Annotated in this window: 21 protein-coding genes; 5 read left to right on the top strand and 16 right to left on the bottom strand. The window is 62.0% G+C overall.

The genetic code is table 11. The annotated features are described in order from the left end of the window. Window positions 1-26: 26 nt before the first annotated feature. The 7 genes from HMPREF2617_RS09445 to dapB form a co-directional block, all read right to left on the bottom strand. Window positions 27-3,023: an FtsK/SpoIIIE family DNA translocase gene (locus HMPREF2617_RS09445; protein ID WP_070840576.1), complete on the bottom strand. Its 2,997-nt coding sequence runs from the start codon at window positions 3,021-3,023 to the stop codon at window positions 27-29. Between the two features lie 67 nt (window positions 3,024-3,090). Then, the gene (locus tag HMPREF2617_RS09440) at window positions 3,091-3,717 is read right to left on the bottom strand and encodes a TIGR03085 family metal-binding protein (RefSeq protein WP_083316784.1); all 627 of its coding nucleotides are present in this window, start codon (window positions 3,715-3,717) and stop codon (window positions 3,091-3,093) included. 24 nt (window positions 3,718-3,741) lie between these two features. Next, window positions 3,742-4,167, bottom strand: coding sequence for a hypothetical protein (locus tag HMPREF2617_RS09435; RefSeq protein ID WP_070771421.1), 426 nt, complete (start codon window positions 4,165-4,167; stop codon window positions 3,742-3,744). A gap of 69 nt (window positions 4,168-4,236) precedes the next feature. Further along, complete coding sequence (locus HMPREF2617_RS09430; RefSeq protein WP_070422305.1) at window positions 4,237-6,315, bottom strand: ribonuclease J; 2,079 nt, start codon at window positions 6,313-6,315, stop codon at window positions 4,237-4,239. 2 nt (window positions 6,316-6,317) lie between these two features. After that, window positions 6,318-7,226, bottom strand: coding sequence for a 4-hydroxy-tetrahydrodipicolinate synthase (dapA, locus tag HMPREF2617_RS09425; protein WP_070422304.1), 909 nt, complete (start codon window positions 7,224-7,226; stop codon window positions 6,318-6,320). A gap of 36 nt (window positions 7,227-7,262) precedes the next feature. Continuing rightward, window positions 7,263-7,898: an FAD-dependent thymidylate synthase gene (locus HMPREF2617_RS09420; RefSeq protein ID WP_070840575.1), complete on the bottom strand. Its 636-nt coding sequence runs from the start codon at window positions 7,896-7,898 to the stop codon at window positions 7,263-7,265. Beyond that, the gene (gene dapB / locus HMPREF2617_RS09415; protein ID WP_070816278.1) at window positions 7,899-8,642 is read right to left on the bottom strand and encodes a 4-hydroxy-tetrahydrodipicolinate reductase; all 744 of its coding nucleotides are present in this window, start codon (window positions 8,640-8,642) and stop codon (window positions 7,899-7,901) included. It lies immediately after the preceding gene. 55 nt (window positions 8,643-8,697) lie between these two features. On the opposite strand from dapB, the gene HMPREF2617_RS09410 reads away from it, so the two are divergent. The 4 genes from HMPREF2617_RS09410 to HMPREF2617_RS09395 are packed head-to-tail and all read left to right on the top strand — an operon-like array spanning window position 8,698 to window position 12,166. Continuing rightward, window positions 8,698-9,348, top strand: coding sequence for an AMIN-like domain-containing (lipo)protein (locus tag HMPREF2617_RS09410; protein WP_070422301.1), 651 nt, complete (start codon window positions 8,698-8,700; stop codon window positions 9,346-9,348). Further along, entirely contained in the window at window positions 9,348-9,599 is a 252-nt protein-coding gene (locus HMPREF2617_RS12130; RefSeq protein WP_070422300.1) for a hypothetical protein, read from the top strand. The genes HMPREF2617_RS09410 and HMPREF2617_RS12130 overlap by 1 nt, the downstream gene beginning before the upstream one ends. 19 nt (window positions 9,600-9,618) lie before the next feature. Then, the gene (locus HMPREF2617_RS09400) at window positions 9,619-10,590 is read left to right on the top strand and encodes an oxygenase MpaB family protein (RefSeq protein ID WP_070840574.1); all 972 of its coding nucleotides are present in this window, start codon (window positions 9,619-9,621) and stop codon (window positions 10,588-10,590) included. Window positions 10,591-10,600: 10 nt separating this feature from the next. Further along, window positions 10,601-12,166 (top strand): succinic semialdehyde dehydrogenase, encoded by a 1,566-nt coding sequence (locus HMPREF2617_RS09395; protein ID WP_141763043.1) that lies wholly within the window; start codon window positions 10,601-10,603, stop codon window positions 12,164-12,166. Between the two features lie 55 nt (window positions 12,167-12,221). Here HMPREF2617_RS09395 and HMPREF2617_RS09390 read toward each other — a convergent pair whose 3' ends face one another. The 4 genes from HMPREF2617_RS09390 to HMPREF2617_RS09375 all read right to left on the bottom strand — a co-directional run bounded on the left by HMPREF2617_RS09390 (window position 12,222) and on the right by HMPREF2617_RS09375 (window position 16,945). Continuing rightward, window positions 12,222-14,546 carry a polyribonucleotide nucleotidyltransferase gene (locus HMPREF2617_RS09390; protein ID WP_070840618.1) on the bottom strand — a complete coding sequence of 775 codons (2,325 nt, stop codon included), beginning with the start codon at window positions 14,544-14,546 and terminating at the stop codon, window positions 12,222-12,224. A gap of 96 nt (window positions 14,547-14,642) precedes the next feature. Continuing rightward, a complete protein-coding gene (gene rpsO / locus HMPREF2617_RS09385) occupies window positions 14,643-14,912 on the bottom strand; it encodes a 30S ribosomal protein S15 (protein WP_070422298.1) in 270 nt (89 codons plus the stop codon). A 102-nt stretch (window positions 14,913-15,014) separates the two neighbouring features. After that, window positions 15,015-15,977, bottom strand: coding sequence for a nucleoside hydrolase (locus tag HMPREF2617_RS09380; RefSeq protein ID WP_070483862.1), 963 nt, complete (start codon window positions 15,975-15,977; stop codon window positions 15,015-15,017). Beyond that, window positions 15,974-16,945 carry a bifunctional riboflavin kinase/FAD synthetase gene (locus HMPREF2617_RS09375; protein WP_070451068.1) on the bottom strand — a complete coding sequence of 324 codons (972 nt, stop codon included), beginning with the start codon at window positions 16,943-16,945 and terminating at the stop codon, window positions 15,974-15,976. The genes HMPREF2617_RS09380 and HMPREF2617_RS09375 overlap by 4 nt, the downstream gene beginning before the upstream one ends. A gap of 30 nt (window positions 16,946-16,975) precedes the next feature. On the opposite strand from HMPREF2617_RS09375, the gene truB reads away from it, so the two are divergent. Further along, the gene (gene truB, locus HMPREF2617_RS09370; RefSeq protein ID WP_070840573.1) at window positions 16,976-17,869 is read left to right on the top strand and encodes a tRNA pseudouridine(55) synthase TruB; all 894 of its coding nucleotides are present in this window, start codon (window positions 16,976-16,978) and stop codon (window positions 17,867-17,869) included. Between the two features lie 3 nt (window positions 17,870-17,872). Here the strand turns inward: truB and HMPREF2617_RS09365 are convergent, their stop codons facing one another. The 5 genes from HMPREF2617_RS09365 to rbfA are packed head-to-tail and all read right to left on the bottom strand — an operon-like array spanning window position 17,873 to window position 22,085. Next, a complete protein-coding gene (locus HMPREF2617_RS09365; protein ID WP_070614539.1) occupies window positions 17,873-18,526 on the bottom strand; it encodes a 4'-phosphopantetheinyl transferase family protein in 654 nt (217 codons plus the stop codon). Between the two features lie 2 nt (window positions 18,527-18,528). Next, window positions 18,529-19,326 (bottom strand): metallophosphoesterase family protein, encoded by a 798-nt coding sequence (locus HMPREF2617_RS09360; protein WP_070422294.1) that lies wholly within the window; start codon window positions 19,324-19,326, stop codon window positions 18,529-18,531. Further along, on the bottom strand, window positions 19,323-20,657 hold the full coding sequence (locus HMPREF2617_RS09355) for an MATE family efflux transporter (RefSeq protein ID WP_070840572.1): 1,335 nt from the start codon (window positions 20,655-20,657) through the stop codon (window positions 19,323-19,325). The genes HMPREF2617_RS09360 and HMPREF2617_RS09355 overlap by 4 nt, the downstream gene beginning before the upstream one ends. After that, window positions 20,654-21,658 carry a DHH family phosphoesterase gene (locus HMPREF2617_RS09350; RefSeq protein WP_246821727.1) on the bottom strand — a complete coding sequence of 335 codons (1,005 nt, stop codon included), beginning with the start codon at window positions 21,656-21,658 and terminating at the stop codon, window positions 20,654-20,656. Before HMPREF2617_RS09350 ends, HMPREF2617_RS09355 begins: the two co-directional genes overlap by 4 nt. After that, window positions 21,645-22,085, bottom strand: a complete 441-nt coding sequence (gene rbfA, locus HMPREF2617_RS09345; RefSeq protein WP_070422292.1) for a 30S ribosome-binding factor RbfA — start codon at window positions 22,083-22,085, stop codon at window positions 21,645-21,647. Before rbfA ends, HMPREF2617_RS09350 begins: the two co-directional genes overlap by 14 nt. Window positions 22,086-22,125: the final 40 nt, after the last annotated feature.

Raw genomic sequence — 22,125 nt, 5'->3', positions numbered from 1 at the left:
GGTTATTCGACATGCCCTCAGACAGGCTAGAAGGCTCCCCCAGTGGGGTTGTACGTGGCGGTGACGGTGCGGGTGTCGCCGTCGGTGCCGCCAGTGTCACTGCCAGAGTCAGGGCCGTCGGTGGTGGTGTCGTCGTCAAGCATGACGTCCTTGGGTGCCTCAGCCGGATCGGCGCCCTTGATCATCCAGATGATCGTCTCCAACTCCTCCGGCTTGACCAACACCTCGCGAGCCTTCGACCCCTCAGACGGGCCGACCACACCGCGAGATTCCATCAGGTCCATCAGGCGGCCCGCCTTGGCGAAACCGATACGCAACTTGCGCTGCAGCATCGACGTCGACCCCAGCTGGGAAGTCACCACCAGCTCGACGGCCTCGAGGAGGTCGTCCATGTCCTTACCGATGTCGTCGTCAATGACCTTGGCTTCCGCCTGCTTATCCTCCGTGACGCCCTCAACGTAGTCGGGTTCGTCCTGTTGGGACTTCGCAGCGTCGACAACCGCCTGTATCTCCTCGTCCGAAACGAACGCGCCCTGCATACGCTGCGGCTTGCCGGCACCCTGCGGGATGAACAAACCATCACCCATACCGATGAGCTTCTCGGCACCGCCCTGATCCAGAATCACGCGAGAGTCCGTCAGCGACGAGGTCGCAAACGCAAGACGCGACGGCACGTTCGTCTTAATCAGACCAGTCACCACATCCACGGACGGACGCTGGGTCGCAAGCACCAAGTGGATACCGGCCGCACGCGCCTTCTGCGTGATACGAACGATCGAGTCCTCGATTTCCTTCGGCGCAGTCATCATCAGGTCTGCCAACTCGTCGACAACACACACGATGAACGGGTACGGACGCATCTCACGCTCCGACCCCGGAGGTGCAGTGAGCTCGCCAGAGCGCACCTTGCGGTTGAAGTCCTTGATGTGGCGCACGCGCGCGGACTTCATGTCCATATAGCGCTGCTCCATCTCCTCCACCAACCACTGCAAGGCTGCGGCCGCCTTCTTCGGCTGAGTGATAATCGGCGTGATCAGGTGCGGGATACCCTCGTACGGGGTCAGTTCCACCATCTTCGGGTCCACCAGGATGAGGCGGACCTCCTCAGGGGTGGCGCGCGTGAGCAACGAGATGAGCATGGAGTTCACGAACGCTGACTTACCGGAACCCGTCGAACCCGCAACCAGCAGGTGCGGCATCTTCTGTACCGACGACGCGATGAAGTCGCCTTCGATGTCCTTGCCCAGACCGATGAGCATCGGATCGTCCTGCGACGCCACGTTCGGTGCGTCGAGCACGTCGCGCAGGCGTACCATTTCGCGGTCAGCGTTGGGTACCTCGATGCCGACGGCGGATTTGCCGGGGATCGGGGTGAGCAGGCGGACGTTGTCGGTGGCCACCGCATAGGCGAGGTTGGACTGCAGGTTGGTGATCTTGGAGACCTTCACACCTGGGCCAAGTTCGACCTCGTAACGGGTCACTGTCGGGCCGCGGGAGAAGCCGGTGACTTGTGCGTTGACGTTGAATTCTTCGAAGACATCGGTGATGGCTTCGATCATGCGGTCGTTGGCTTCGGTGCGCGTCTTCGGCGGGTTGCCGGGGATGAGCAGGTCGGTTGAGGGCAGGGTGTAGTCGCCCTGCGGGATCTTGCGTACCTGCTTCGGTGCCGGTGGTTGGGTTTCGGACTTTGGGGTGGTTGCAGGGATTTTGGAGGCGTCGATGCCGGAGCGTGCGGCGATGGCTTTCGCCATCTGCTCGCGCGAGGTCTCGACGGCATCGGGGGCCACTGCTTGTCGACGATCCGACGTCTCTTCCGGGCGCTCCAACACCTTCGTCTCGTTGGGGTTGTTGTCGGCGCGGGTCGTCTGCGCTGGTGCCGGCGCTGACGTCGGTGCGGGGCGACGCTTCGGACGAGGAACGACCGTGGTCGCCTCCGGTTCTGGTTCTGGTTCGGAGGTGTCGTCGGTGTCGTCGGTGTCGTTAAGGTCGTCGGCGAAGTCGAACAGGTCGTCGTCTTCGTCCTCGTTGGTGGGGTAACTCTCCATCGGCGTGCGCGGGCGGCGCGGACGAGGCATCAGACGTGGCGCTGGACGCGACGCGCGTGGGCGTGGGCGGTCGCGGCCTTCTGCAATGTCATCGAGGTCTGCGTCGACGTGCGAGTACGGGTCGTCGTCCTCATCGTCTTCTGCGTTGAGCATGCCGGTAACGAGGCCCTTGACGTAGTCGTAGGCCTCGCGCACCGTAATACCTGTCGCTTTGAGCGCGCCGTACAGCACGATCAAGCCCAGCAGCGGCACGGCAACGAACGAGGAAAACCCGGCAGCGAGCAAACCACCGGTGAAGGCACCGATCGCGCCGCCAGCGATCCGGCGGTCTTCCCATGCCGAAGGGTTGCCGGCGAACACGTGGATGAGGCCAAGCATCGCCACTGCGATGATGCTGAAGCCCAGAGCGGCGCGTGCGCGAACTTCATCGCTCGCGCGCACGTTAAGCATGAGCGCAATAGCGACGCCGACGAGCACGACCGGCAGGATCAGCGCACCCGCACCGATCAACCAGTGCGTGCCGGTGGAGATCAAATCCCCGACCGGGCCTGCAACATCGAACCACACCGAGCCACCAATGACCGCGGCCAGGCCGATAAGTACAAGACCCCATGCGTCGGCGTGGTGCTCGAAGGTGCTGGAACGCGGCGTGGGGTCGTCGTCACGCTGCTCGAGCTCGTCGTGGTCGTCGTACTGGTCGCGTCGCGGGCGACGGCGTGAGGTACTCAGATTCTCTTCTTCCTGCTCATGGTGGCGCGGCTCGCGCCGGAGAAACGAACCGACGCCGCGGGCTGCGGCGCCGAGGGAACTACCGACCACTTTGTACGCAGAGCCGACGCGCTCATCGGCAGTGTCGGCGGCCACGGTGGAAGAGGTCGGCGGGTGTGTCATCGACACCGGCCCGCCGTAGCGGGTGCCGTCCGCCGAGCGGCGTGAAGAAGACCGCGAGTTACGCGGTGCGGTGTTTTTGACAGACATGGGTGTAACTCTAACGCCTTAAGTCACATTTTCCCCATACGCCACACCAGAGGCGCGGTGTCAAGCGTTAAATCTTGACATCCAGACCATCGAGCGCTTCCAATGCGCCGGTCAGTTCAATCTCCGCAGCGTTGCGACCCGATACCCACAACAGCAATTCGCCGGGTGCCCCGCTGACGCGCACGACGTCGTCGCCACGCTGTGCCACCCCTGCCTTATCCCCGAGAGTCACCGGCGGCAGGTCCGGCGGTGTCAGAATCACGGGCGCTTGAGCCTTGCGCAACGTCATCGCGCCGAAGCGCTTCGCCAGCGCCAAAAGCTGCGCGTTCACCGTGCGAGAAAAGTCGCGCGGGCGCACCTCTCCCCCACCCCGGCGCACATCCTCGTGGTGAATAAAGTGCTCGGCAGTGTTCATTGCAGCATCGAACGGCTTGATCCACACCGGCGGGCCGGCCGCCCACTCGTTCACCACCTCGGTGTATGGGCGGGCCTTCACCTTTGAGGTTTCCTTCTCCGTCATACCCGACAGTGCGTCCACGAACATGCCCGGCAACGCCAAGGGCTTCGACTCGCGGATCAGCAGGTGTGCGGCCAAGTCGAAGGTGTTCCACCCTTCGTTCAAGGTGGGCGCATCAGGGCCTACCTCAAGGAACAACTCGGCCAGACGTGAGCGTTCTCGTTGTGCAAAAGACATGCCAACGAGCATAGCCACGAGCTTTTAGAGCAGCTGCGCGCTCCGGAACACGCTAAAGAGATTCTGCTCGATATTGATGAAAACTCGGAGTACAGGTGCGAACATCGCCCACGTCTTGTCAGTGGTCACGACCCGACCCGACGCGCCGTAACCCAAATCGGTGACCGTCTGACCTTCGACGTAGCACCCCTGCATGCCACCTTTGTAGTGTGCGCACAGGATCTGGTCGCCGTCGAAACGACCCAGCACGCGAATCGCATCGTTATTAGCCGAGTAGTAGTCCTTATCACCAGGGCGCACAACGTCGTGGCTCATCCAGTATCCGGTGTAGCCCGGATCGTACGGAACCGGTGTCCCCTCCGGCAGCGGATGTGCTCGCTCGTCGGCAAGTGCAGGCGTGGCTGTGAGAAGGGTCGCGGTGGCGGTGAGTGCTACGAGTGACTTTTTCATACCTCTGAAATAGCAAAATCGGGGCCCGGCGTTACGGCCAGACCCCGATTTGGGGGTTAACGCAGCGAACTAGCGGGACTCGCGGGTAGCGGCGATTTCCTCCTCAGTCGCGATGTGGTTGTCGGACGACATCGGCACAACGGTCGGCAGGATCACAGGCTGACGCTTGTAGTTCTGCTCGATCGCGCGCGAGACCTTGCGGCGGATCTGCTGCACCATACGGAACGGGTCGTTCTCGCCTTCCGCAGCGAGGTCACCCATGACGGCTTCGACACCTTCGACGACCTTCTTGTTGAAGTCGCGGTCATCGTCGGAGTAGCCGGTCGTCGATACGCGAGGTGCTTCAAGGAGACGACCCGTGGCGTCGTCGATAACACAGGTAATCGACACGACACCGCCGGATGCCAGCGACGTACGATCCGCCAACACGTCCGGATCGACGTCACCCATGGTCACGCCGTCAACGTAGAGCTGGCCCACCTGGTACTGGCCGGCAACCTTGATGTTGCCCTTGTGCATATCGACGACAACACCATTCTGGGCAAGCGCCGTGTTATTCGGCTTCACACCAGTAGAGATCGCGAGCTCCTTGTTCGCGCGCATGTGACGCCATTCGCCGTGCACCGGCATGGCGTTGCGCGGGCGTGCAGCGTTGTACAGCGCAAGCAGCTCGCCAGCGTAGCCGTGGCCGGACGCGTGAACGTGCGCCTCAGCGTTGGTGATCACGTTCGCACCGATCTGGGCGAGGTTGTTAATCACCGCAAACACGGCCTCCTCGTTGCCCGGAATGAGCGAGGACGACAGGATGATCGTGTCGCCGTCATGGATGGTGATCTGACGGTGCTCGCGGCGAGACATGCGCGACAGTGCCGCCATCGGCTCACCCTGCGTACCCGTAGTGATCAGTACCGTCTTATGCGGGGCCATCTTCGCGGCTTCTTCGATCGGAATGATCGTGCCCTTCGGAGCCTTGAGCAGGTTCATCTTCTCCGCAATCTCCATGTTGCGGAGCATGGATCGGCCGTTGAAGGCAACCTTGCGGTTGTTGGCCACAGCGGCGTTGACCGCCATCTGCACACGTGCAACGTTGGAGGCGAACGAGGCAATGACAACGCGCTGGCGAGCATTACCGACGAGGCGGATCAGCGTCTCCTCAATACCCGCCTCAGAGGCGGAGATGCCCGGGATGGTGGCGTTGGTGGAGTCACACATGAACAGGTCGATGCCCTCGTCGCCAAGACGCGACAGGGCCGGCAGGTCGGTCGGCTTGCCGTCGTACGGGGTCTGGTCAACCTTGACGTCGCCGGTCATCACGACGTGGCCGGCACCGGTCTTGATGGACACGCCGAGGCACTCCGGAATGGAGTGGTTGACGTGCCAGAAGCGCAGGCGGAACGGGCCGACGGTGACCTCGGAGTCCTTGTTCACGTCGTTGAGCTTCGGACGCTGGCGGTGCTCCTGCGTCTTTGCCTTGATCAGGGCGTTGGTGAACTTGGACGAGTAGATCGGGATGTCGTGGCGCAGCTTCAGCAGCCACGGGATCGCACCGATGTGGTCTTCGTGGCCGTGGGTGACGATGAGCGCGTCGATCTTGTCCAGCTTGTTCTCAATCGGGCCGAAGTCCGGCAGGACCAGGTCCACGCCCGGCTCGTCGGAGTTCGGGAACAGCACGCCACAGTCCACGATGAGCAGACGGCCGTTGTATTCGAAGACCGTCATGTTGCGGCCGATTTCGGAAATACCACCGAGTGCGTAGATACGCAGGGTGTCCTTGGCCAGTTTCGGCGGGGCTGGCAAGCGCTTGGTCAGGTCGGCGCCTTGCATTCCCTTCACCGGGTTGCGACGACCGCCGCCCTGGTTGCCACCGCGACCACGGCCACGGCGACGGTTTCGGCTGCTGCCACCACCGTTGCCGCCACCACCGTTGTTGCCGCCGTTACCACCACGGTTGCCGCGCGGCCTTTCGCCGCCATTGCGACCACCGTCGCGACCGCCATCACGGCCCGCGTCGCCGCCATTATCGGCGGTGTTCTTCTGTGCGTTTGTGTCCGGGGTCTCCGGAGCTTGGAAGACCGGCTGTTGATCAGCCGGTTCCGGGGGTCCTGCCTTGCGCGTCACCTTGCGGGCGCGGTTGCGGGGTTCGTTCATATTTATAGGACTCCAGCCTCTTTCATATCTTCTTGGAGCCGCTTGACCTGCTCGGCTGTCGCTGGTGCGACAGGCAGGCGCGGGTCTCCCACTTCGATGCCCTGCAGTCGCAGAGCTGCTTTTGCAAATGTCACGCCACCCAGCTCGGCCTGCTGCCGTGCGAGGACGTTGAGTACGTTGGCGTTGATTTCCCGTGCGCGGGTGAGGTCGCCGGCCTCGAATGCGTCCACGAGTCCCCGCAGCGCTTGTGGTGCTGCGTGTCCGACGACGGAGATAACTCCGGTTGCGCCGAGTGTGAGCCAGGGCAGGTTGAGCGGGTCGTCGCCTGAGTACCACGCCAGGCCTGTCTCTTGGATAAGGCCTGCGGCTTCGAAGAGGTCGCCGCGGGCGTCTTTCATTGCCTGAATGTTGTCGACCTCGGCGAGTTCGCGGATCGATTCGGCAGTGATGGGGATCCCGGAGCGTCCCGGGATGTCGTAGAGGCAGACGGGCAGGTCGGTTGCGGCTGCGATTGCTTTGAAGTGCGCGACTACTCCGGCCTGTGAGGGCTTGGAGTAGTACGGGGTGACTGCGAGCAGGGCGTCTGCGCCCGCGTCTGCAGCTTGTTGTGCCAGCGTGACTGCGTGGCGGGTGTTGTTGGAGCCGGCTCCAGCGACGATTTTTGCGTTGGTGCCAACTTCTTCGCGCACTGCTTTGAGCAGCTCAACCTTTTCTTCTGCGCTGGTTGTTGGGGATTCGCCGGTGGTTCCGGCGAGGACGAGTGTGTCGATTCCGTTTTCTACAAGGTGGGCAGCAAGCCGACGTCCTGCGGCGAGGTCGAGGTTGCCGTCGGAATCAAACGGCGTAACCATGGCGACGCAGACGGTGCCGAATGTGTTGGCGCCTGTATCAACTTTGCATGATGAGCCCATGAGCAAGAAGAATACCTCCTATTGACACGTATGTGCTTATCGACGTTCCCCTGCCGCCAAATCTTCAAACACCAAGGGCGCTTCCGGCTGGAGCACATCGAGGCACGCGCGTGCGATCATTCTGATTTCTCTGTCTTCATATTTTCCGCTGTGCTTCTCGACGAAACCACGCCACGCCCCGTACGACCCTGTGATTACCAGTTGCGTTGCGGTGGCTAAGGGCTGAAGCAAGCGTGCTGCTTCGGTGGCTCGTTTGCGCCGAGAGAGCAGGTTGGGGTCGTCGACAAGCACGTGCTCGAGACCGTCGAGGAGTTCTTGGCGGATGAATGCAATGTGTTCGATGGCGGTGTCAAACAGGTTGACAAGGTCCTCGTCTTCCGCGATGAGGTGCGGGACGACCGCGCCGTCGTCGTCACGCAGGCTCACCGCGAAACCGGGGTGTGCACGGATGATTTCTGCCGCGGCGCGCGATACCCCGTACACGTGGAGGGTGGCGCTGGCGTGGGCGAGAAGGTCGGTGCGGTCGTCGTCGATAAGCCTGCGCAGCACTGTTTCGGCGTCGTGGGACGACATTGCGGCGTGCGCGATAACCGCCTCTGCGTCGGTGACATCGGTGCCGCCTGCGGGGCGGGTGTTGCGCAGGGCGGTTGCGGCGACGAGTTCGGCACGCATTTAGAGCCCGAGGTACTCGTCGAGGCCGATCGTCAGACCTGGACGGTTGGCCACTTCGCGCACACCAGTCAAAACACCTGGGACGAAGGATTCACGGCCGTAGGAGTCCTGACGGATGGTCAGTGACTGATCGGTGGTGCCGAAAATGACCTCTTCGTGCGCGACCATGCCCTGCATGCGTACCGCGTGGACAGGCACACCGTCGACATCGGCGCCGCGGGAGCCGTCGAGTGCTTGCTCGGTCGCGTCCGGCATCGCGTCCATACCGGCTTCCTTGCGGGCCTGTGCAATCCCCTGCGCTGTCTTGACCGCGGTGCCGCTCGGCGCGTCGAGTTTGTTCGGGTGGTGGAACTCGACGACCTCCGCCGACTCGAAGAATGGCGCCGCCTGGCGGGCAAACGCCATGGTGAGTACCGCAGAGATGGCGAAGTTCGGAGCGATGAGCACGCCGACACCCTCGTTAGCAGCACACCAATCGCGGACCTGCTGGTAGCGGGCATCGTCGAAGCCAGTCGTGCCGACAACGCAGTGAATGCCGTTGTTAATGCAGAACTCCAGGTTGTCCATCACCGCGTTCGGGGTGGTGAAATCGACGATGACGTCGACGCCTTCGTCGACAAGCGTTTGCAGCGAGTCCCCCTTGTTGATCTCCGCCGCCAGCTCGAGATCGTCCACCTTCTTCACCCCGGCGACGACTGCCGAGCCGACCTTGCCCTGTGCGCCAAGCACTCCAACCTTGATCATGTGCATCCTTTCTTTCGCTCGCCCGCAATGGTAGCGCCACCTAAGCTGGGCGACTATGAAACGCCACACGACACTACTTATCCCGGGTGCCATTGCGGCGCTGCTGCTCGGCGCGTGCTCTGCGGACAACGACGCCGGCACCGACGCCAGTACCGACGCCACCGTTACAGCACCAACGTCGCAGAGCACGACCGCTACCTCGAGCGAAGCGGCGACGACCACTGATGTCTCCCCTGCCGCAGCAGCTGCCCCCGTAGAGCCCCCCACCAAAGATGGGTTCTCGCTCGAAGACACACACATCCAGTCCGAGCAACTCGCCGAGATGATGGTCGAAGACGTGCGTGCTGGTTCGCACGAGGGATACGACCGCCTCGTAGTGGAACTGTCTGGCACCGGTTCGCCGAGCGTGATCGCCGGGTACGACACCGACCCGCGCCAGCAGGCTTCCGGCCTCCCACTGAAACCCGCCGGTAATGCGTACTTCACGCTGATCATCCAGGGTGTGCCGCTAAGTATGTCTGCAGATGAGGCAGTCTTGGCTAAGTCCAGCCCTGCCGGCGTGGCGGCCGGCAGCATCACGGAGATCGCGGACGGCGGCGTGTTCGAAGCGGACGCCCAGTACGTTGTCGGTTTGGACAAGCAGCGCCCGTACAAGCTCAGCGTGCTTGAAAACCCGACCCGCATCGTCGTGGACTTTCAGAAGTAATGAACGCGACATCGTGGCTTGGGCTCGCCTTCGTCATCGGGGTGAGTGTCCTTGGGTTGTTCGTCTTGTGGCGCAAGTTGCGCGAGATTCAGCGCAGCGATCTTGACGACGACGCCAAGCGCCGCTGGGGCCTGCTTTTCGGTATCTCGCCGCTTGCCGGATTGTTTACGTGGAATCGTCGCGAAGAATTGCTCGGCCATCGTGACGATTCGGAAGAAACTTCCAGTGAGACAGGTCAAGGGAGAGCGTGATTGTGTTACGCTTCACACCATGCCAAGGCCACAGCCATCCGATAGCTTCGACGACCTGCTCGACGGCAGTGTCAAAACCGGTAAGCGCGACGTAAAACGCGCACCGCTCGGCCCTGACTCGCTGCTGTGGAAATGGGGCGCCGACAACCGCATTCAACTCCTGCGCGGCTACACCGGCGTGCTGCAGAATATGCACCCAGCCATCGGCCAGTCACTGCTGGACCACTCGAAGTTTTTCGAGGAGCCCTTCGCACGCCTCGAGCGCTCCACCCCACAAATCATCGCGTCGATTTACGACGACCAGGACGTGATCGGTAAACAAATCCGCGATTACCACGTAGATATCAAGGGCAAGCTCCGCGACGGCAAGCGCTACCACTCGCTCAACCCAGAAACCTACTGGTGGGCACACGCAACATTCGTCTACCGTGTCATCCTCGCTCAGGAACTGTTCGGGACCCCGTTTACCCACGCGGAGAAAGACCAGATCGTGCGCGAAGGCGTGACCTGGTGGGACATGTACGGCCTGTCCGAGCGCCCTGTCATGAACACCTACGACGACCTGATCGCCTACATCGAAGAGATGGAAGACACCGTGCTTGAGCGCAACGATACGGTCGATTTCGCGCTGCGTACCGCCCGCGTCGAACCGGTAAAGGCGCCGGATGGTGTCCCCGAGGCTGTGTGGAAGGTCATCTGGAAGCCGATCATGCGCAGCGTGATTTGGCTGACGGTGGGCACGCTCAACGACAAGGAGCGCCAGATCCTCGACCTTGAGTGGACGCACCGCGACCAGCGCCGCTTCAACCGAATCGCAAGGTTCATCCGCAGTGTGTTCAAAATCCTGCCTGAGGACAAGCGCTACATGGAGCCAGGGCGCTCGCTGATGATCAAAAACGGCATGATCTCCGGCAAGTACAAGGAACCGAAACTGATCACCCCGTACTCTCCGAAGAGCCAAGACGCAACGTCCGGCGGTTGCCCCGTCTAGCATCGGCGTTATGCTGCCAAAACGCCTCCGCGAACAACCACTGCCCGCACACCTTCAGAGCGAGCTCGTCGCCCTGACGACGAACCACGGCGGCGAGGTGATCTCCGTCGCATCTCCGCTTATCGACGAGCCCCTCGGCACCGTCCCCGCAGGCACCACAGACGACGTGGATGAAGCGTTTCGCCGCGCCCGGGTGGCGCAGCGTGCGTGGGCGGAGCGCAGCCTGGCGGATCGCACCGCGGTGTTCGACGCGTTCCATTCGCTGGTCTACCGGCACCGCGACGTGCTGGCGGACATCGTGCAGCTCGAGACCGGCAAGGACCGAACGGCAGCGTTCGACGAAGTGCTCGACGTGCTCAATAATGCCCGGTACTACGCCCGCAACGCAGCAACGTTTCTGGCAGAGAAACGACGCCCGGGTGCTCTACCTCTGCTGACCCGTGCGCGGGAGCAACGCATCCCCGTCGGTGTTGTCGGCCAGATCAGTCCGTGGAACTACCCGCTTTCCCTGGCTATTTCTGATGCCATCCCGGCTCTTATCGCTGGCAACGCTGTGGTGGCGAAGCCGGATTCGAAGACGCCGTTTTCGTGTCTCGTCGTCAAGCAACTGCTCGTGGAGGCTGGCCTTCCAGCGGACGTGTTCCAAGTCGTGACAGGCTCCGGCCAAAAAGTCGGCGGTGCGATAGCCGAGCGGTGCGACTACCTGATGTTCACCGGCTCCACCGCCACCGGCAAGAAACTGGGCCGCACTGTCGGCGAACGGCTCATCGGCTATTCCGCGGAACTCGGCGGCAAAAACACGATGATCGTCGCGCCGGACGCCGACGTACAAAAGCACGCGCGCACAATGGCTATCGCGTGCTTCTCCAACGCGGGTCAGTTGTGTGTGTCCATCGAACGCATCTACGTCCACACAGACATTTACGACGACTTCCTGCACGCGTTCACCCACTCCACCGAATCACTCACCTTGGGCAAGGGACTGAACTGGGACTATGACATGGGCTCGCTTATCGACGATACCCAGCTCAAACGGGTGCAGACCTACGTCGACGACGCCGTAGCGAAGGGTGCACGGGTGGTCACCGGTGGCACACCTCGCCCAGATGTTGGCCCTCTCCACTTCGCGCCGACCGTTCTCGCAGACCTACCCGCTGACGCGAACCTGCGTGAGGAAGAGGTATTCGGCCCCGTCGTGTATGTCCAGCGTGTGGGCAGCGTCGATGAGGCGATCGATCTGGCAAACGCCCTCCCCTACGGACTTAACGCCTCCGTGTTTGCATCCCCGCACACCGCCTGGGAGATCGCGCGCCGCGTTGAAGCCGGCAGCGCGACGATCAACGACGGCTACGCCGCTACATGGGGCTCGATGGCAACCCCGCTGGGCGGGGTAAAGGAATCCGGGATGGGCCGGCGCCACGGACGCGACGGAATGACCAAATACACCGAGGTGAAAAACATCGCACAGCAACGCATCGTGTCTATGCGCGGCCCACACGCGATGCCGAAGCGGCTCTACGGCCCGCTCATGACCTCGGCACTGGCGCTTGGCAAAAGGTTGCGTCTTCTGCCCTAGCAAGACAAAACGGGCGCTTCCCCAACTGGGAAGCGCCCATGATGTTAGCGAAAAACTACGCGTTATCCTCCACCGGGACAAGCGAGATCTTGCCACGGTTGTCGATGTCGCGGATCTCAACCTCGACCTTGTCGCCGACGTTGATGACGTCCTCGACCTTCTCTACACGGGTGTTACCACCCAGGTTGGAGATGTGGATCAGGCCATCGGTGCCCGGGGTGATGGACACGAACGCGCCGAACGCCACGGTCTTGACCACGGTGCCAAGGTAGCGCTCGCCCACCTTCGGCATCTGCGGGTTCGCGATCGCATTGACCTTCTCAATCGCGGCGTCGGCAGCCTCACCAGAGGTGGCGGAGACGAACACGGTGCCATCGTCCTCGATGGAGATGTCTGCGCCGGTGTCCTCGGTGATCTGGTTGATGGTCTTGCCCTTCGGGCCGATCAGCTCGCCGATCTTGGATACCGGGATCTTCACAGTGGTGATCTTCGGTGCGAGCGGGTTCATCTCGTCCGGGCCGTCGATGACCTCAGCCATCGTGTCCAGGATGGCCTCGCGGGCGTCGCGGGCCTGGTTCAGCGCATCTGCAAGAACGCTGGACGGAATGCCGTCGAGCTTGGTGTCTAGCTGCAGGGCGGTGATGAACTCGCGGGTACCGGCGACCTTAAAGTCCATGTCGCCGAACGCGTCTTCGGCACCGAGGATGTCGGTCAACGCAACGTATTCGGTTTCACCGTTGACCTCGCCGGAGACCAGACCCATCGCGATACCCGCAACCGGTGCTGCCAGCGGCACACCAGCGTTGTACAGCGACAGCGTGGAAGCACACACGGAGCCCATCGAGGTCGAGCCGTTAGAACCGAGCGCCTCGGAAACCTGACGGATCGTGTACGGGAACGCCTCACGCGACGGGATCACCGGCTCAAGGGCACGCTCGGCGAGCGCACCGTGGCCGATTTCGCGGCGCTTCGGAGAGCCGACGCGTCCGGTTTCACCAGTGGAGTACGGCGGGAAGTTGTAGTGGTGGATGTAGCGCTTGGACTCCTCCGGGTGCAGCGAGTCGAGGTGCTGCTCCATCTTCAGCATGTCCAGGGTGGTCACGCCGAGAATCTGGGTCTCGCCACGCTCGAACAACGCAGAGCCGTGGGCACGCGGGATGAGCTCCACCTCGACACCCAGGTCGCGGATATCGGTCACGCCGCGGCCGTCGATACGGAAGCCCTCGGTGAGGATCTTCTCGCGCACGATCTGCTTCTGCAATGCGTTGTACGCGGCGCGGATTTCCTTCGATGCTGCGTCGCGCTCCTCGCGCTCGTCATCGTCGATATCGAAGGAGTCGAACAGATCTTCCTCGATGTCTTCCATGTACTCGTTGGTGGCGTTCTCACGCTCAGCCTTCGATGCAATGGTCATCAGCTTGGACAGCTTCTTCGCAGCCTTCTTCTCAACGGCTTTGAACACCTTCTCGGAGTACGCCGGGAAGAGTGGGAATTCCTTCTGCTCGGTGGAAACCTCGCTGGTAAGCGCACGCTGCGCGCGGCACAGGGTCTCGATGTACGGCTTGGCAGCCTCGAGGCCTTCTGCAACGGTCTTCTCAGTCGGGGCTGGGTAGCCCTTCTTGATCTGCTCGACCACGTTCACGCCGGCGCCAGCCTCCACCATCATGATGGCGACATCTTCCTCGGTCTTGCGGCCACGCTTACGCTCAACCATGCGGCCAGCAACGACCATTTCGAACAGGCAACGCTCGTGCTGCTCGTAGTTCGGGAATGCCACCCACTGGCCCTCGGGATGCTTATCGTCGGCAAGCAGTGCCATGCGCACGCCACCAACCGGGCCGGACACCGGCAGGCCGGAAAGCTGCGTCGCGGCGGACGCGCCGTTGATCGCGACAACGTCGTAGTACTCCTCCGGGTGCTGCGACAGCACCGTGATGACAACCTGAACCTCGTTGCGCAGGCCCTTAACAAAGGTCGGGCGCAACGGGCGGTCGATCAGACGGCATGCCAGGATCGCCTGGGTGGACGGGCGGCCCTCGCGGCGGAAGAACGAGCCCGGGATCTTGCCCGCGGCGTACATGCGCTCTTCAACGTCGACGGTCAGCGGGAAGAAGTCGAATCCTTCGCGCGGCTGGTTGGATGCGGTGGTGGTGGCCAGCATCATGGTCTCTTCGTCGAGGTACGTGGTGACGGAACCGTCGGCCTGGCGCGCGAGCTGGCCGGTCTCGAAACGAATGGTGCGGGTGCCGAAGTCGCCGTTATCCAGCGTGGCAACCGCTTCGGTGACGCCGAAATCTTCATCGACGTGGACATCAAACGAGTTGTTTGGCTTAAAGTTGCGCAAAAGATCCCTCTCCTTCGAAGGCGTGTTGGCGATCATCGGTGCCGCCATGTCATAGGTGTTCTTGCAACGGGCAGCAATAATAGCAAAAAACGCCCCACCGTGCAGGTGAGGCGTTATTTTTGGCGCTATTGCTTAGCGACGAAGACCCAGACGGGCAATGAGATCACGGTAGCGATCAACATTGTTCTCGCGCAGGTACTTCAGCAGACCACGACGACGACCAACGAGCAGCAGCAGGCCACGACGAGAGTGGTGATCGTGCTGGTGGTCCTTCAGGTGCTCGGTCAGGTTGTTGATACGCGCGGTGAGCAGCGCAACCTGTGCCTCGGTGGAACCGGTGTCGGTCTCGTGGATGCCGTACTCCTTGAGGATTTCGGCCTTCTTCTCAGTGGACAGTGCCATGAGGTGCTCCTTGGTTGTTTCAGTTCGCGTTCTACGGAAAAAGTCTGTGCTGCACCATAACTGCCGCGAACCACAGTCGTCTGGCGCAAGACCTCAAAGAGGTTACACGACCGGCGTGGACTGCGCCAAACTCGTCAGACGTCGCATGAACTCCTCGAGAAAACCTGCGGTGTCTACCGTGACGGCCACTGCGGCGGACTTGTCCGGGTCGTTCAGGCGGGTTTCGTCGCCAATCGTGCGCCCACGCGTCTCGCCCTCGGTGTCCACCTTCATGTTGATGCCAAGCGTGTCCACCAAACCCGGCTGGATAGCCACGGCAACCGCCAACGGGTCGTGCAGTCCGCAGCCACCAAGGTGTGGCGAGGTGGTCTTGTAGGCGTCGATGTAGTAGTTCGTGATGTCGGCAAGGAACTTCCCGCCGGTGGTGCCCAGTTCGGCCCACTTCGCGGTCTCTTTAGTGGTCAAAAGCGTTTGCAGCGTGACGTCAAGACCGATCATGGTGACGTTGCGCAGCTGGCGGAATAACAGGTCGGTTGCTTCGGGGTCCTGGTTGATGTTCGCTTCGGACCAGGCGGTGACGTTGCCTGGGACGGTGAGCGCGCCGCCCATCATCACGATGTTGGCATTTTCACGGAACACGTTGGATGCCTCGACCGCTGCCGCGATTGTGGTGGACGGGCCTGTGGGCACGATGATGAGGTCATCGCCGTACGCCGTAACCGACTCGACGAGGAAGTCCACCGCAGACGTCGATTCCACCTGACGCGTCGGATCAGGGATCTCCACCTCGCCAATGCCATTTTTGCCGTGGATGAACGCGGAGATCTCCTGGACCTCGAAGGAGTCCTTCGCGCGCGCGTGGTCTGGGCCTGCGAACACCGGAATGTCTGTGCGGCCAAACAGCTCCAAGATGGCAAGGGTGTTGCGCACTGAATCCTCGACAACCACGTTGCCGTAGGTGCAGGTCACGCCGATGAGTTCTACTTCGGGCGACGCGAGTGCGTACGCCAGTGCCAGGGCATCGTCGATGCCGGTGTCAAGGTCCAGGATCAGCTTCGTGGTCATGCACCGAGAATATCGCGGGTGGTGTCCACATCGCGCGCCATGTGCTCAAGTAATTCCTCAACGGAGTCAAACTTGACCATGTCGCGAACCTTGCCCACGAACTCCACTCGGGCCATCCGCCCGTACAGGTCAGCGTCACGGTCGAGCACAAACGACTCAACGCTGCGCCGGTTGTCGCCAAACGTGGGGTTCGTCCCCACGGAGATCGCCGCTGGGTAGCGCACGCCGGGTTCCATGTCGCCGTCGATGGGGGCGTCGTCGATGATGGTGAGCCAGCCCGCGTAGACACCGTCAGCCGGGATCGCGGCCGCATCCGATGCGTACTGGTTGGCCGTCGGGTATCCCAGTTCCTTGCCGCCACGGCCGGCACCACGTTCAATCGGGGCGATCACAGAGAACGGCCGTCCCATGTAGTCGGTCGCCGTTTGTACGTTTCCGCCGGAGAGTTCGTCGCGGATGGCGGTGGAGCACACCTTGACGCCGCCGTCGGAAAGCAATCGCACAATTGTCACGTCGATGCCAGCGCGCTCCCCTAGCTGCGCCATGGTTGTAGCGGTGCCTGCGGCATCCTTACCAAAGGTGAAATTCTCCCCCACCAGCACATGGCGGGCGCGCAGTTGGCCCACGAGTACATCCTCGACGTACCCCTCGGGCGAAACCCCGCCGAGCTCGTGCCGGAAATCAATGACAAGCAAGTAGTCCACGCCCAACTCAGCGATGTGGCGGGCGCGCTCCTCAAGCGACATCAGCGCCGCAGGTGTGTGACCTGGGGCGAATACCGTCACGGGGTGCGGGTCAAAGGTCATGACCACACTTGGCACACCGAGTTCACGTGCGGTATCCACGGCCTTCGAGATCAGCAGTTGGTGGCCTCTGTGCACACCGTCAAAGACGCCGATAGTGACGACGGTGCCACCAGGCTCGCCAAACGTTTCCGGCACTGCGTCGAGGCCACGCAAAATATCCACGGGGGACACAGTACGGCATACTTCAAAAGCATGAACGATCCCCTCGAAAAGTCCGGCATTGTTGTCGTCGATAAGCCTCAGGGCTTGACGAGTCATGACGTGGTCGCGCGTCTGCGTCGGTTCTTCGGTACTCGCAAGGTTGGCCACGCTGGCACGCTCGACCCGATGGCCACGGGCGTGCTTGTCGCAGGCATTGAGCGCGGCACGAAGCTGCTGGCGCACCTGGTCGCAGAGGACAAGGTCTACGAAACGACGATCCGCCTCGGTGCGTCCACGACCACAGACGATGCGGAGGGCGAGATCACCGAAACGCACGACGCGTCCGCGGTTACCGACGACGCGATCCACGAGCAGATCGCACTGCTGACCGGCGATATCATGCAGGTTCCGTCGAAGGTGTCCGCGATCAAGATCGATGGGCGCCGCGCCCACGAACTGGTGCGCGCCGGTGAGGAGGTCACCATTCCTCCCCGCCCCGTGACCGTCCACGCTTTCGATGTCAGCGAGATCCGCCACCACGATGGCGTCGTCGACATCGACGCCCGCGTGCATTGTTCCTCCGGCACCTATATCCGCTCGCTGGGCCGCGACCTCGGCGCAGCACTGGGGGTTGGCGGGCATTTGATTGCTTTGCGACGAACCTCCGTCGGCCCATTCTCCATCGACGACGCGCACACCCTCGAAGGGTTGGAAGACAATGCTGTGTTGTCGCTGACCATGGATGAGACACTGACCCGCTCGTGGCCGGTGCTTGATGTCAATACTGATGAATACGCGGCGCTCTCCATGGGCAAGTGGCTCGAGCCGCGCGGTTTGAAGGGCGTGCACGCCGCCGTCGGACCAGACGGCAAAGCAGTCGCCCTAGTGAAAGAGCAGGGCAAGCGCCTAGCCACGGTGTTTGTGGCGCGGCCATCCACGCTTTAGCGCTTAGCGCACGTACGTGGAAGCCACCACGTAGCCACCACGGACCACCCAGCGGCCCTCAAACACCGGCACCGGCGCGGGACGGGCGAGGAGCTGCGAGACAAACGTGCCGTCGGCGCGCAACTCAATTTCGGCTTCGTCGAAATCTAGCCAACGCCGTGTCATCGGAAACCAGCACTTGTAGGTCGCTTCCTTGGCGCAAAACAGCAGCCGGTCGGCCCATTGCTGCCCCTGCTGACGCATACCGTTGACCATCGCAATCTCAGTATCACTGGCGATCGACTCCAGCACCCCGTCTGGCAGCGATTCTGCCGGCTCCGCATCGAGCCCCATCGACAGTACGTACCGGGTTGGTGCTGCGACAGCGGCGCGCAGGCCATCGGTATGGGTCAGCGAGCCGGTAAACCCCTCTGGCCACAACGGCATACCGCGTTCCCCGCGCAGGATTGCGCCTGCAGATTCCACGCCCAGTTCGCGCAGTGCCTGGTGTGCGCACCAGCGGGCATCGCCGAACTCTCCCTTGCGCAAATCGACTGCGGTTTTGACCTCTTGGCGCTCCGCCGGGTGCAGGTCGTCGTAGCGGGTGAGGTCGCCGGCGTCGTCGGTAAGTAAAAAGACGCAGCGTGCTTCTGGAGGAAACAGCGAAATATCTTGCATCACTATTCAACCTCCATGACCGGGTACGGGAATTGCCGCGTGGACGGGTGGTGGCGCCACTCGCGCGGATAGCCCAGGGAGACCTCAATGTGGTCGACGCCATCGACCTTGGTCACCCCCGGCATGTGCAGGTGACCGTACACCACTGCCTGCGCGTTGTAGCGCTTGGGCCATGTCCTGGTGTGCCGGGTCCCGCACCACAGGGCGATTTCGGACCACATCATGCGCTGCACCGGCTCCTGCACCAGCGGCCAGTGGTTGACCAGAATCGTCGGCCCGCTAATGCGGGATAAGCGTTTGGTGGTGTAGGCCAAACGGTCCCAGCACCAGCCACGGATATCCACAAATGGTGCGATGGCAAACTCGTCTGTCATCACCACGTTGTTGTCGTGGGCGGCCTGCAGGGCTTCGTCGACAGTCATTTCCCTGCTGCGGAACGAATAGTCGTACAGCGTAAATAGCGGCGCGATGGTCACTCCGCCGAACACCGGATAGCGATCTTCCGGGGTAATCACACCGATAGCGCGCATCGCTTGAACCAGCATGGCGTACTTTTCTCGGCCGCGGTACCTGTCCGCAGAACGGCAAAATAGCTCGTGGTTGCCGGGCACCCAGATGACGGTGTCGAACCGACTGGCCAGTTCTGTCATCACTTCAACGATGAGTTCGAACCGTTCGGCCACGTCGCCAGCGACGATGAGCCAGTCAGACGGGTCAGTAGGCTGGATGTCGTCGATTTTTGGGCCGTTGAGCTTCACTGCGGCGTGCAGGTCGCTGACTGCCCAGAGTGTCGTGGTCATGCGTCATTCCTACCATCACCGCTTGTCACTGCCCATCGCATGGAACGGAACCTGTGCACTACACCTACGAGGCGCACAAGGATTTGGCCGAGTTGTCCGACCCAAATACCGGTCAGGCCCCAGCCGAAGAAACCGGAAGCGATGATGATCGGCAGCGCAACCCCGAGCAGAGAAAACAGTGTCAGGTTGCGCAGGTACGCCGCATCCGCCGCACCAAGCAGCACCCCGTCGAGCGCAAACACCGCTCCCCCGGCGATGATCATGGCGATAAACAACAGCCACGGCAGCTGCAGCGTATCGACGACCGCCTGATCCTGCGTAAACAAACCCAGAATCGGCTCACGGAACAACGCGAACACCACGGCCAGCACGACCGCGAAGACCATCGAGTACTTCAATGCGTGCTCACCAACAGCGCGTGCGTCCTGCGCCCCTGCCCGCCCCAAAGCCGAGCCGGTCAGGGTCTGCGCCGCAATAGCCAGCGAATCAAGCACGAGTGTGAGGAAGTTCCACAGCTGCAGCATCAACTGGTGAGCAGCAAGCGCAACCACGCCGAAGCGACCAGCAACTGCAGCAGCGGTCAGCAACGAGACTTGAAACGATAACGACCGCAAAATCAGGTCGCGGCCTAACACGAGCTGCTTGGAAATCACCGACCACTGCGGCGCCCAGCCCCGGCCCGACGTCCGGTGCTCCCTGATAAGAAACACCACGAACAACGTTGACGTGATCCCCATGCCAATCACGTTGGATATCGCGGAGCCCACAAGCCCGTACTTGTTCACCAACAACGGCAACGAGATCGCGCCGGGAATGAGGCCACACAACGTTAAGTAAAAGGGCAATCGCGTATTTTGCACGCCGCGCATCCAGCCGTTTCCGGCCATGATGATCAGCGTCATCGGGATGGCGAATGCGGATACACGCATCCAGGACGCAGCGCGCACACTCGTGTCAACGTCTCCTGCAAGCGCCATCGCCAACGGCTGGGCGAACACCCACACAATCAGCGCCAAGATCGCGCCCACCCCGAGCGCTACCCAGGTAGCTTGTACACCTTCCTCGACTGCCTTGTCGCGCTTTCCCGCACCATAAAACCGCGAGCTTCGCGCCGTCGTGCCGTAGGACAAGAACGTCAATTGGGTTGTCACGGTCGACTGGATGGCAGCGCCTGCAGCGAGTGCAGCCAGCTGCGCGGTGCCGAGCCTGCCAACGACAGCGGTATCCAGCAACAGGTACAGCGGGTTGGCTGCCAGCACGCCGAGCGCGGGCAGCGCGAGCATCAAGATATCCCGCGCGGTTGGTGTGCGGGCAGCGTCCGCGCCCCTCATCGGTCGGCGGGTTCCGGCAATGCGTCGAGCAGGTCGCGGACGACCTCAGAGCGTGAACCGGTGGCCGAGTACCCCGCTGCTGCCTTGTGTCCGCCACCGCCAAGAGAGCGCGCGACGGTTGAAACATTCAGCACCGTAGAACGCAGCGACATCGCCCAGTGCTTGCTGCTGTACTGCTTCAACACCACACCAACGTCGGTGCCTTCAAGGGCACGTGCGTAGTCGATGATCGCCTCGACCGTTGGCTGACTCATGCGCGCTAACAACCCCGTGGGGATGGTGAGCACTGCAACGGAGAGCCCCTTGACCGGAATGATCTGGGTTTCCGCCAACACCGCGCCCATGAGCTGGAGGTCAGTCGCACTCATCGTGTCCATCAGGTCCAGCGCAATCTGGCGAGTATTCAGGCCGTAGCCCATCAGCTCCGCGGCCAAACGGTGCATCCTCGGTGTGCCCCACCGGAAGCTGCCAGTGTCGGTGACCAAGCCCGCGTACAGGCAGTACGCGATGTCCTCGTCAAGCTCCACCCCAAGATGATCAAGCAACTCGCGGATCATCGTTGTGGTCGATTCGGACTCGACGATCAAATTCATGTCGCCGAACCCGGGGTTGGTGTTGTGGTGATCGATGACAACAACGCGCGACGGGTTATCCGAAACATCGACCAGGAATGCTCCTGTGCGATCTGCGGAGGCACAATCCACGGTGACAACAAGGCCATCCTCCGGCAAAGTTTCGCCGTAGATGATCTCATCGACTCCCGGGATAGTGCGCATATTCGCCGGGTGCGGCAACGGCTGGCCAATGTAAACGTCGTTGTCGATACCAAGCGCCGTGAGCCCCTTTGCGAGCGCACACGCCGACCCGATCGCATCCGCATCGGGGTTGATGTGTGCGACCACGTTGACGCGGTCCGCGGCGCGGATACGAGCGGCAACCTCGGCAAATAGCGGAGCATGCTCCGCAAACAGCTGGCTGTTCAGGGCACTACTCCCCTTCACCGGAGCGCTTGTACGGGTCAGCATCGCCAGCCGGCTTCGCATTTGCGCGCAGCTTTGCTAGCTCCTCATCACGCGCGCGGGCACGGTTGAGCAACTCCTCCATGTGCGCGGAAGCTTCCGGCACGGTATCGCGCTCAAACGAGATGGTCGGCGTGAACCGAACCGAAAGCTGATCTCCCACGATCTTGCGGATCTGCCCGCGAGCACGGTTGAGCGCCTCAGCGGCCTGCTCGTAGTCAGGTTCGTCGTCGATCTCTTGGCCACGCACTGTGTAGTAAATGGTGGCGTCATGAAGGTCCCCGGTGACTCGGGTGTCGGTCACAGTGACCAACTCCAGCCGGCGGTCCTTAATCTCCCGCTCAATCGCGGAAGCAACAATCGTCTGAATCTGCTTCGCCAACCGCTGGGCGCGGGTGTTATCAGCCATGTCACTCCTCCTCAAAACTTCTGCATAGTGTAACCCCCGC

Origin of the sequence: Corynebacterium sp. HMSC070H05 (genome assembly GCF_001837615.1) — a bacterium.
In the GTDB taxonomy this organism is placed as follows: domain Bacteria; phylum Actinomycetota; class Actinomycetes; order Mycobacteriales; family Mycobacteriaceae; genus Corynebacterium; species Corynebacterium coyleae.
The sequence above is the reverse complement of the archived record's forward strand: the minus strand, read 5'-3'. Positions and strand labels throughout refer to the sequence as shown.

What these genes read in the sequence shown, in the direction of transcription:
- HMPREF2617_RS09365 (WP_070614539.1), bottom strand. Translation starts at nt 18,526, where the DNA reads ATGCAAGATATTTCGCTGTTTCCTCCAGAAGCACGCTGCGTCTTTTTA.
- rpsO (WP_070422298.1), bottom strand. Translation starts at nt 14,912, where the DNA reads ATGGCACTGTCCACTGAGAAGAAGGCCGAAATCCTCAAGGAGTACGGC.
- HMPREF2617_RS09430 (WP_070422305.1), bottom strand. Translation starts at nt 6,315, where the DNA reads ATGAACGAACCCCGCAACCGCGCCCGCAAGGTGACGCGCAAGGCAGGA.
- HMPREF2617_RS09420 (WP_070840575.1), bottom strand. Translation starts at nt 7,898, where the DNA reads ATGCGTGCCGAACTCGTCGCCGCAACCGCCCTGCGCAACACCCGCCCC.
- rbfA (WP_070422292.1), bottom strand. Translation starts at nt 22,085, where the DNA reads ATGGCTGATAACACCCGCGCCCAGCGGTTGGCGAAGCAGATTCAGACG.
- truB (WP_070840573.1), top strand. Translation starts at nt 16,976, where the DNA reads ATGAACGATCCCCTCGAAAAGTCCGGCATTGTTGTCGTCGATAAGCCT.
- HMPREF2617_RS09440 (WP_083316784.1), bottom strand. Translation starts at nt 3,717, where the DNA reads ATGTCTTTTGCACAACGAGAACGCTCACGTCTGGCCGAGTTGTTCCTT.
- HMPREF2617_RS09410 (WP_070422301.1), top strand. Translation starts at nt 8,698, where the DNA reads ATGAAACGCCACACGACACTACTTATCCCGGGTGCCATTGCGGCGCTG.
- HMPREF2617_RS09445 (WP_070840576.1), bottom strand. Translation starts at nt 3,023, where the DNA reads ATGTCTGTCAAAAACACCGCACCGCGTAACTCGCGGTCTTCTTCACGC.
- HMPREF2617_RS09395 (WP_141763043.1), top strand. Translation starts at nt 10,601, where the DNA reads ATGCTGCCAAAACGCCTCCGCGAACAACCACTGCCCGCACACCTTCAG.
- HMPREF2617_RS09380 (WP_070483862.1), bottom strand. Translation starts at nt 15,977, where the DNA reads ATGACCACGAAGCTGATCCTGGACCTTGACACCGGCATCGACGATGCC.
- HMPREF2617_RS09400 (WP_070840574.1), top strand. Translation starts at nt 9,619, where the DNA reads ATGCCAAGGCCACAGCCATCCGATAGCTTCGACGACCTGCTCGACGGC.
- dapB (WP_070816278.1), bottom strand. Translation starts at nt 8,642, where the DNA reads ATGATCAAGGTTGGAGTGCTTGGCGCACAGGGCAAGGTCGGCTCGGCA.
- HMPREF2617_RS09390 (WP_070840618.1), bottom strand. Translation starts at nt 14,546, where the DNA reads ATGATCGCCAACACGCCTTCGAAGGAGAGGGATCTTTTGCGCAACTTT.
- HMPREF2617_RS09360 (WP_070422294.1), bottom strand. Translation starts at nt 19,326, where the DNA reads ATGACCACGACACTCTGGGCAGTCAGCGACCTGCACGCCGCAGTGAAG.
- dapA (WP_070422304.1), bottom strand. Translation starts at nt 7,226, where the DNA reads ATGGGCTCATCATGCAAAGTTGATACAGGCGCCAACACATTCGGCACC.
- HMPREF2617_RS09435 (WP_070771421.1), bottom strand. Translation starts at nt 4,167, where the DNA reads ATGAAAAAGTCACTCGTAGCACTCACCGCCACCGCGACCCTTCTCACA.
- HMPREF2617_RS09355 (WP_070840572.1), bottom strand. Translation starts at nt 20,657, where the DNA reads ATGAGGGGCGCGGACGCTGCCCGCACACCAACCGCGCGGGATATCTTG.
- HMPREF2617_RS12130 (WP_070422300.1), top strand. Translation starts at nt 9,348, where the DNA reads ATGAACGCGACATCGTGGCTTGGGCTCGCCTTCGTCATCGGGGTGAGT.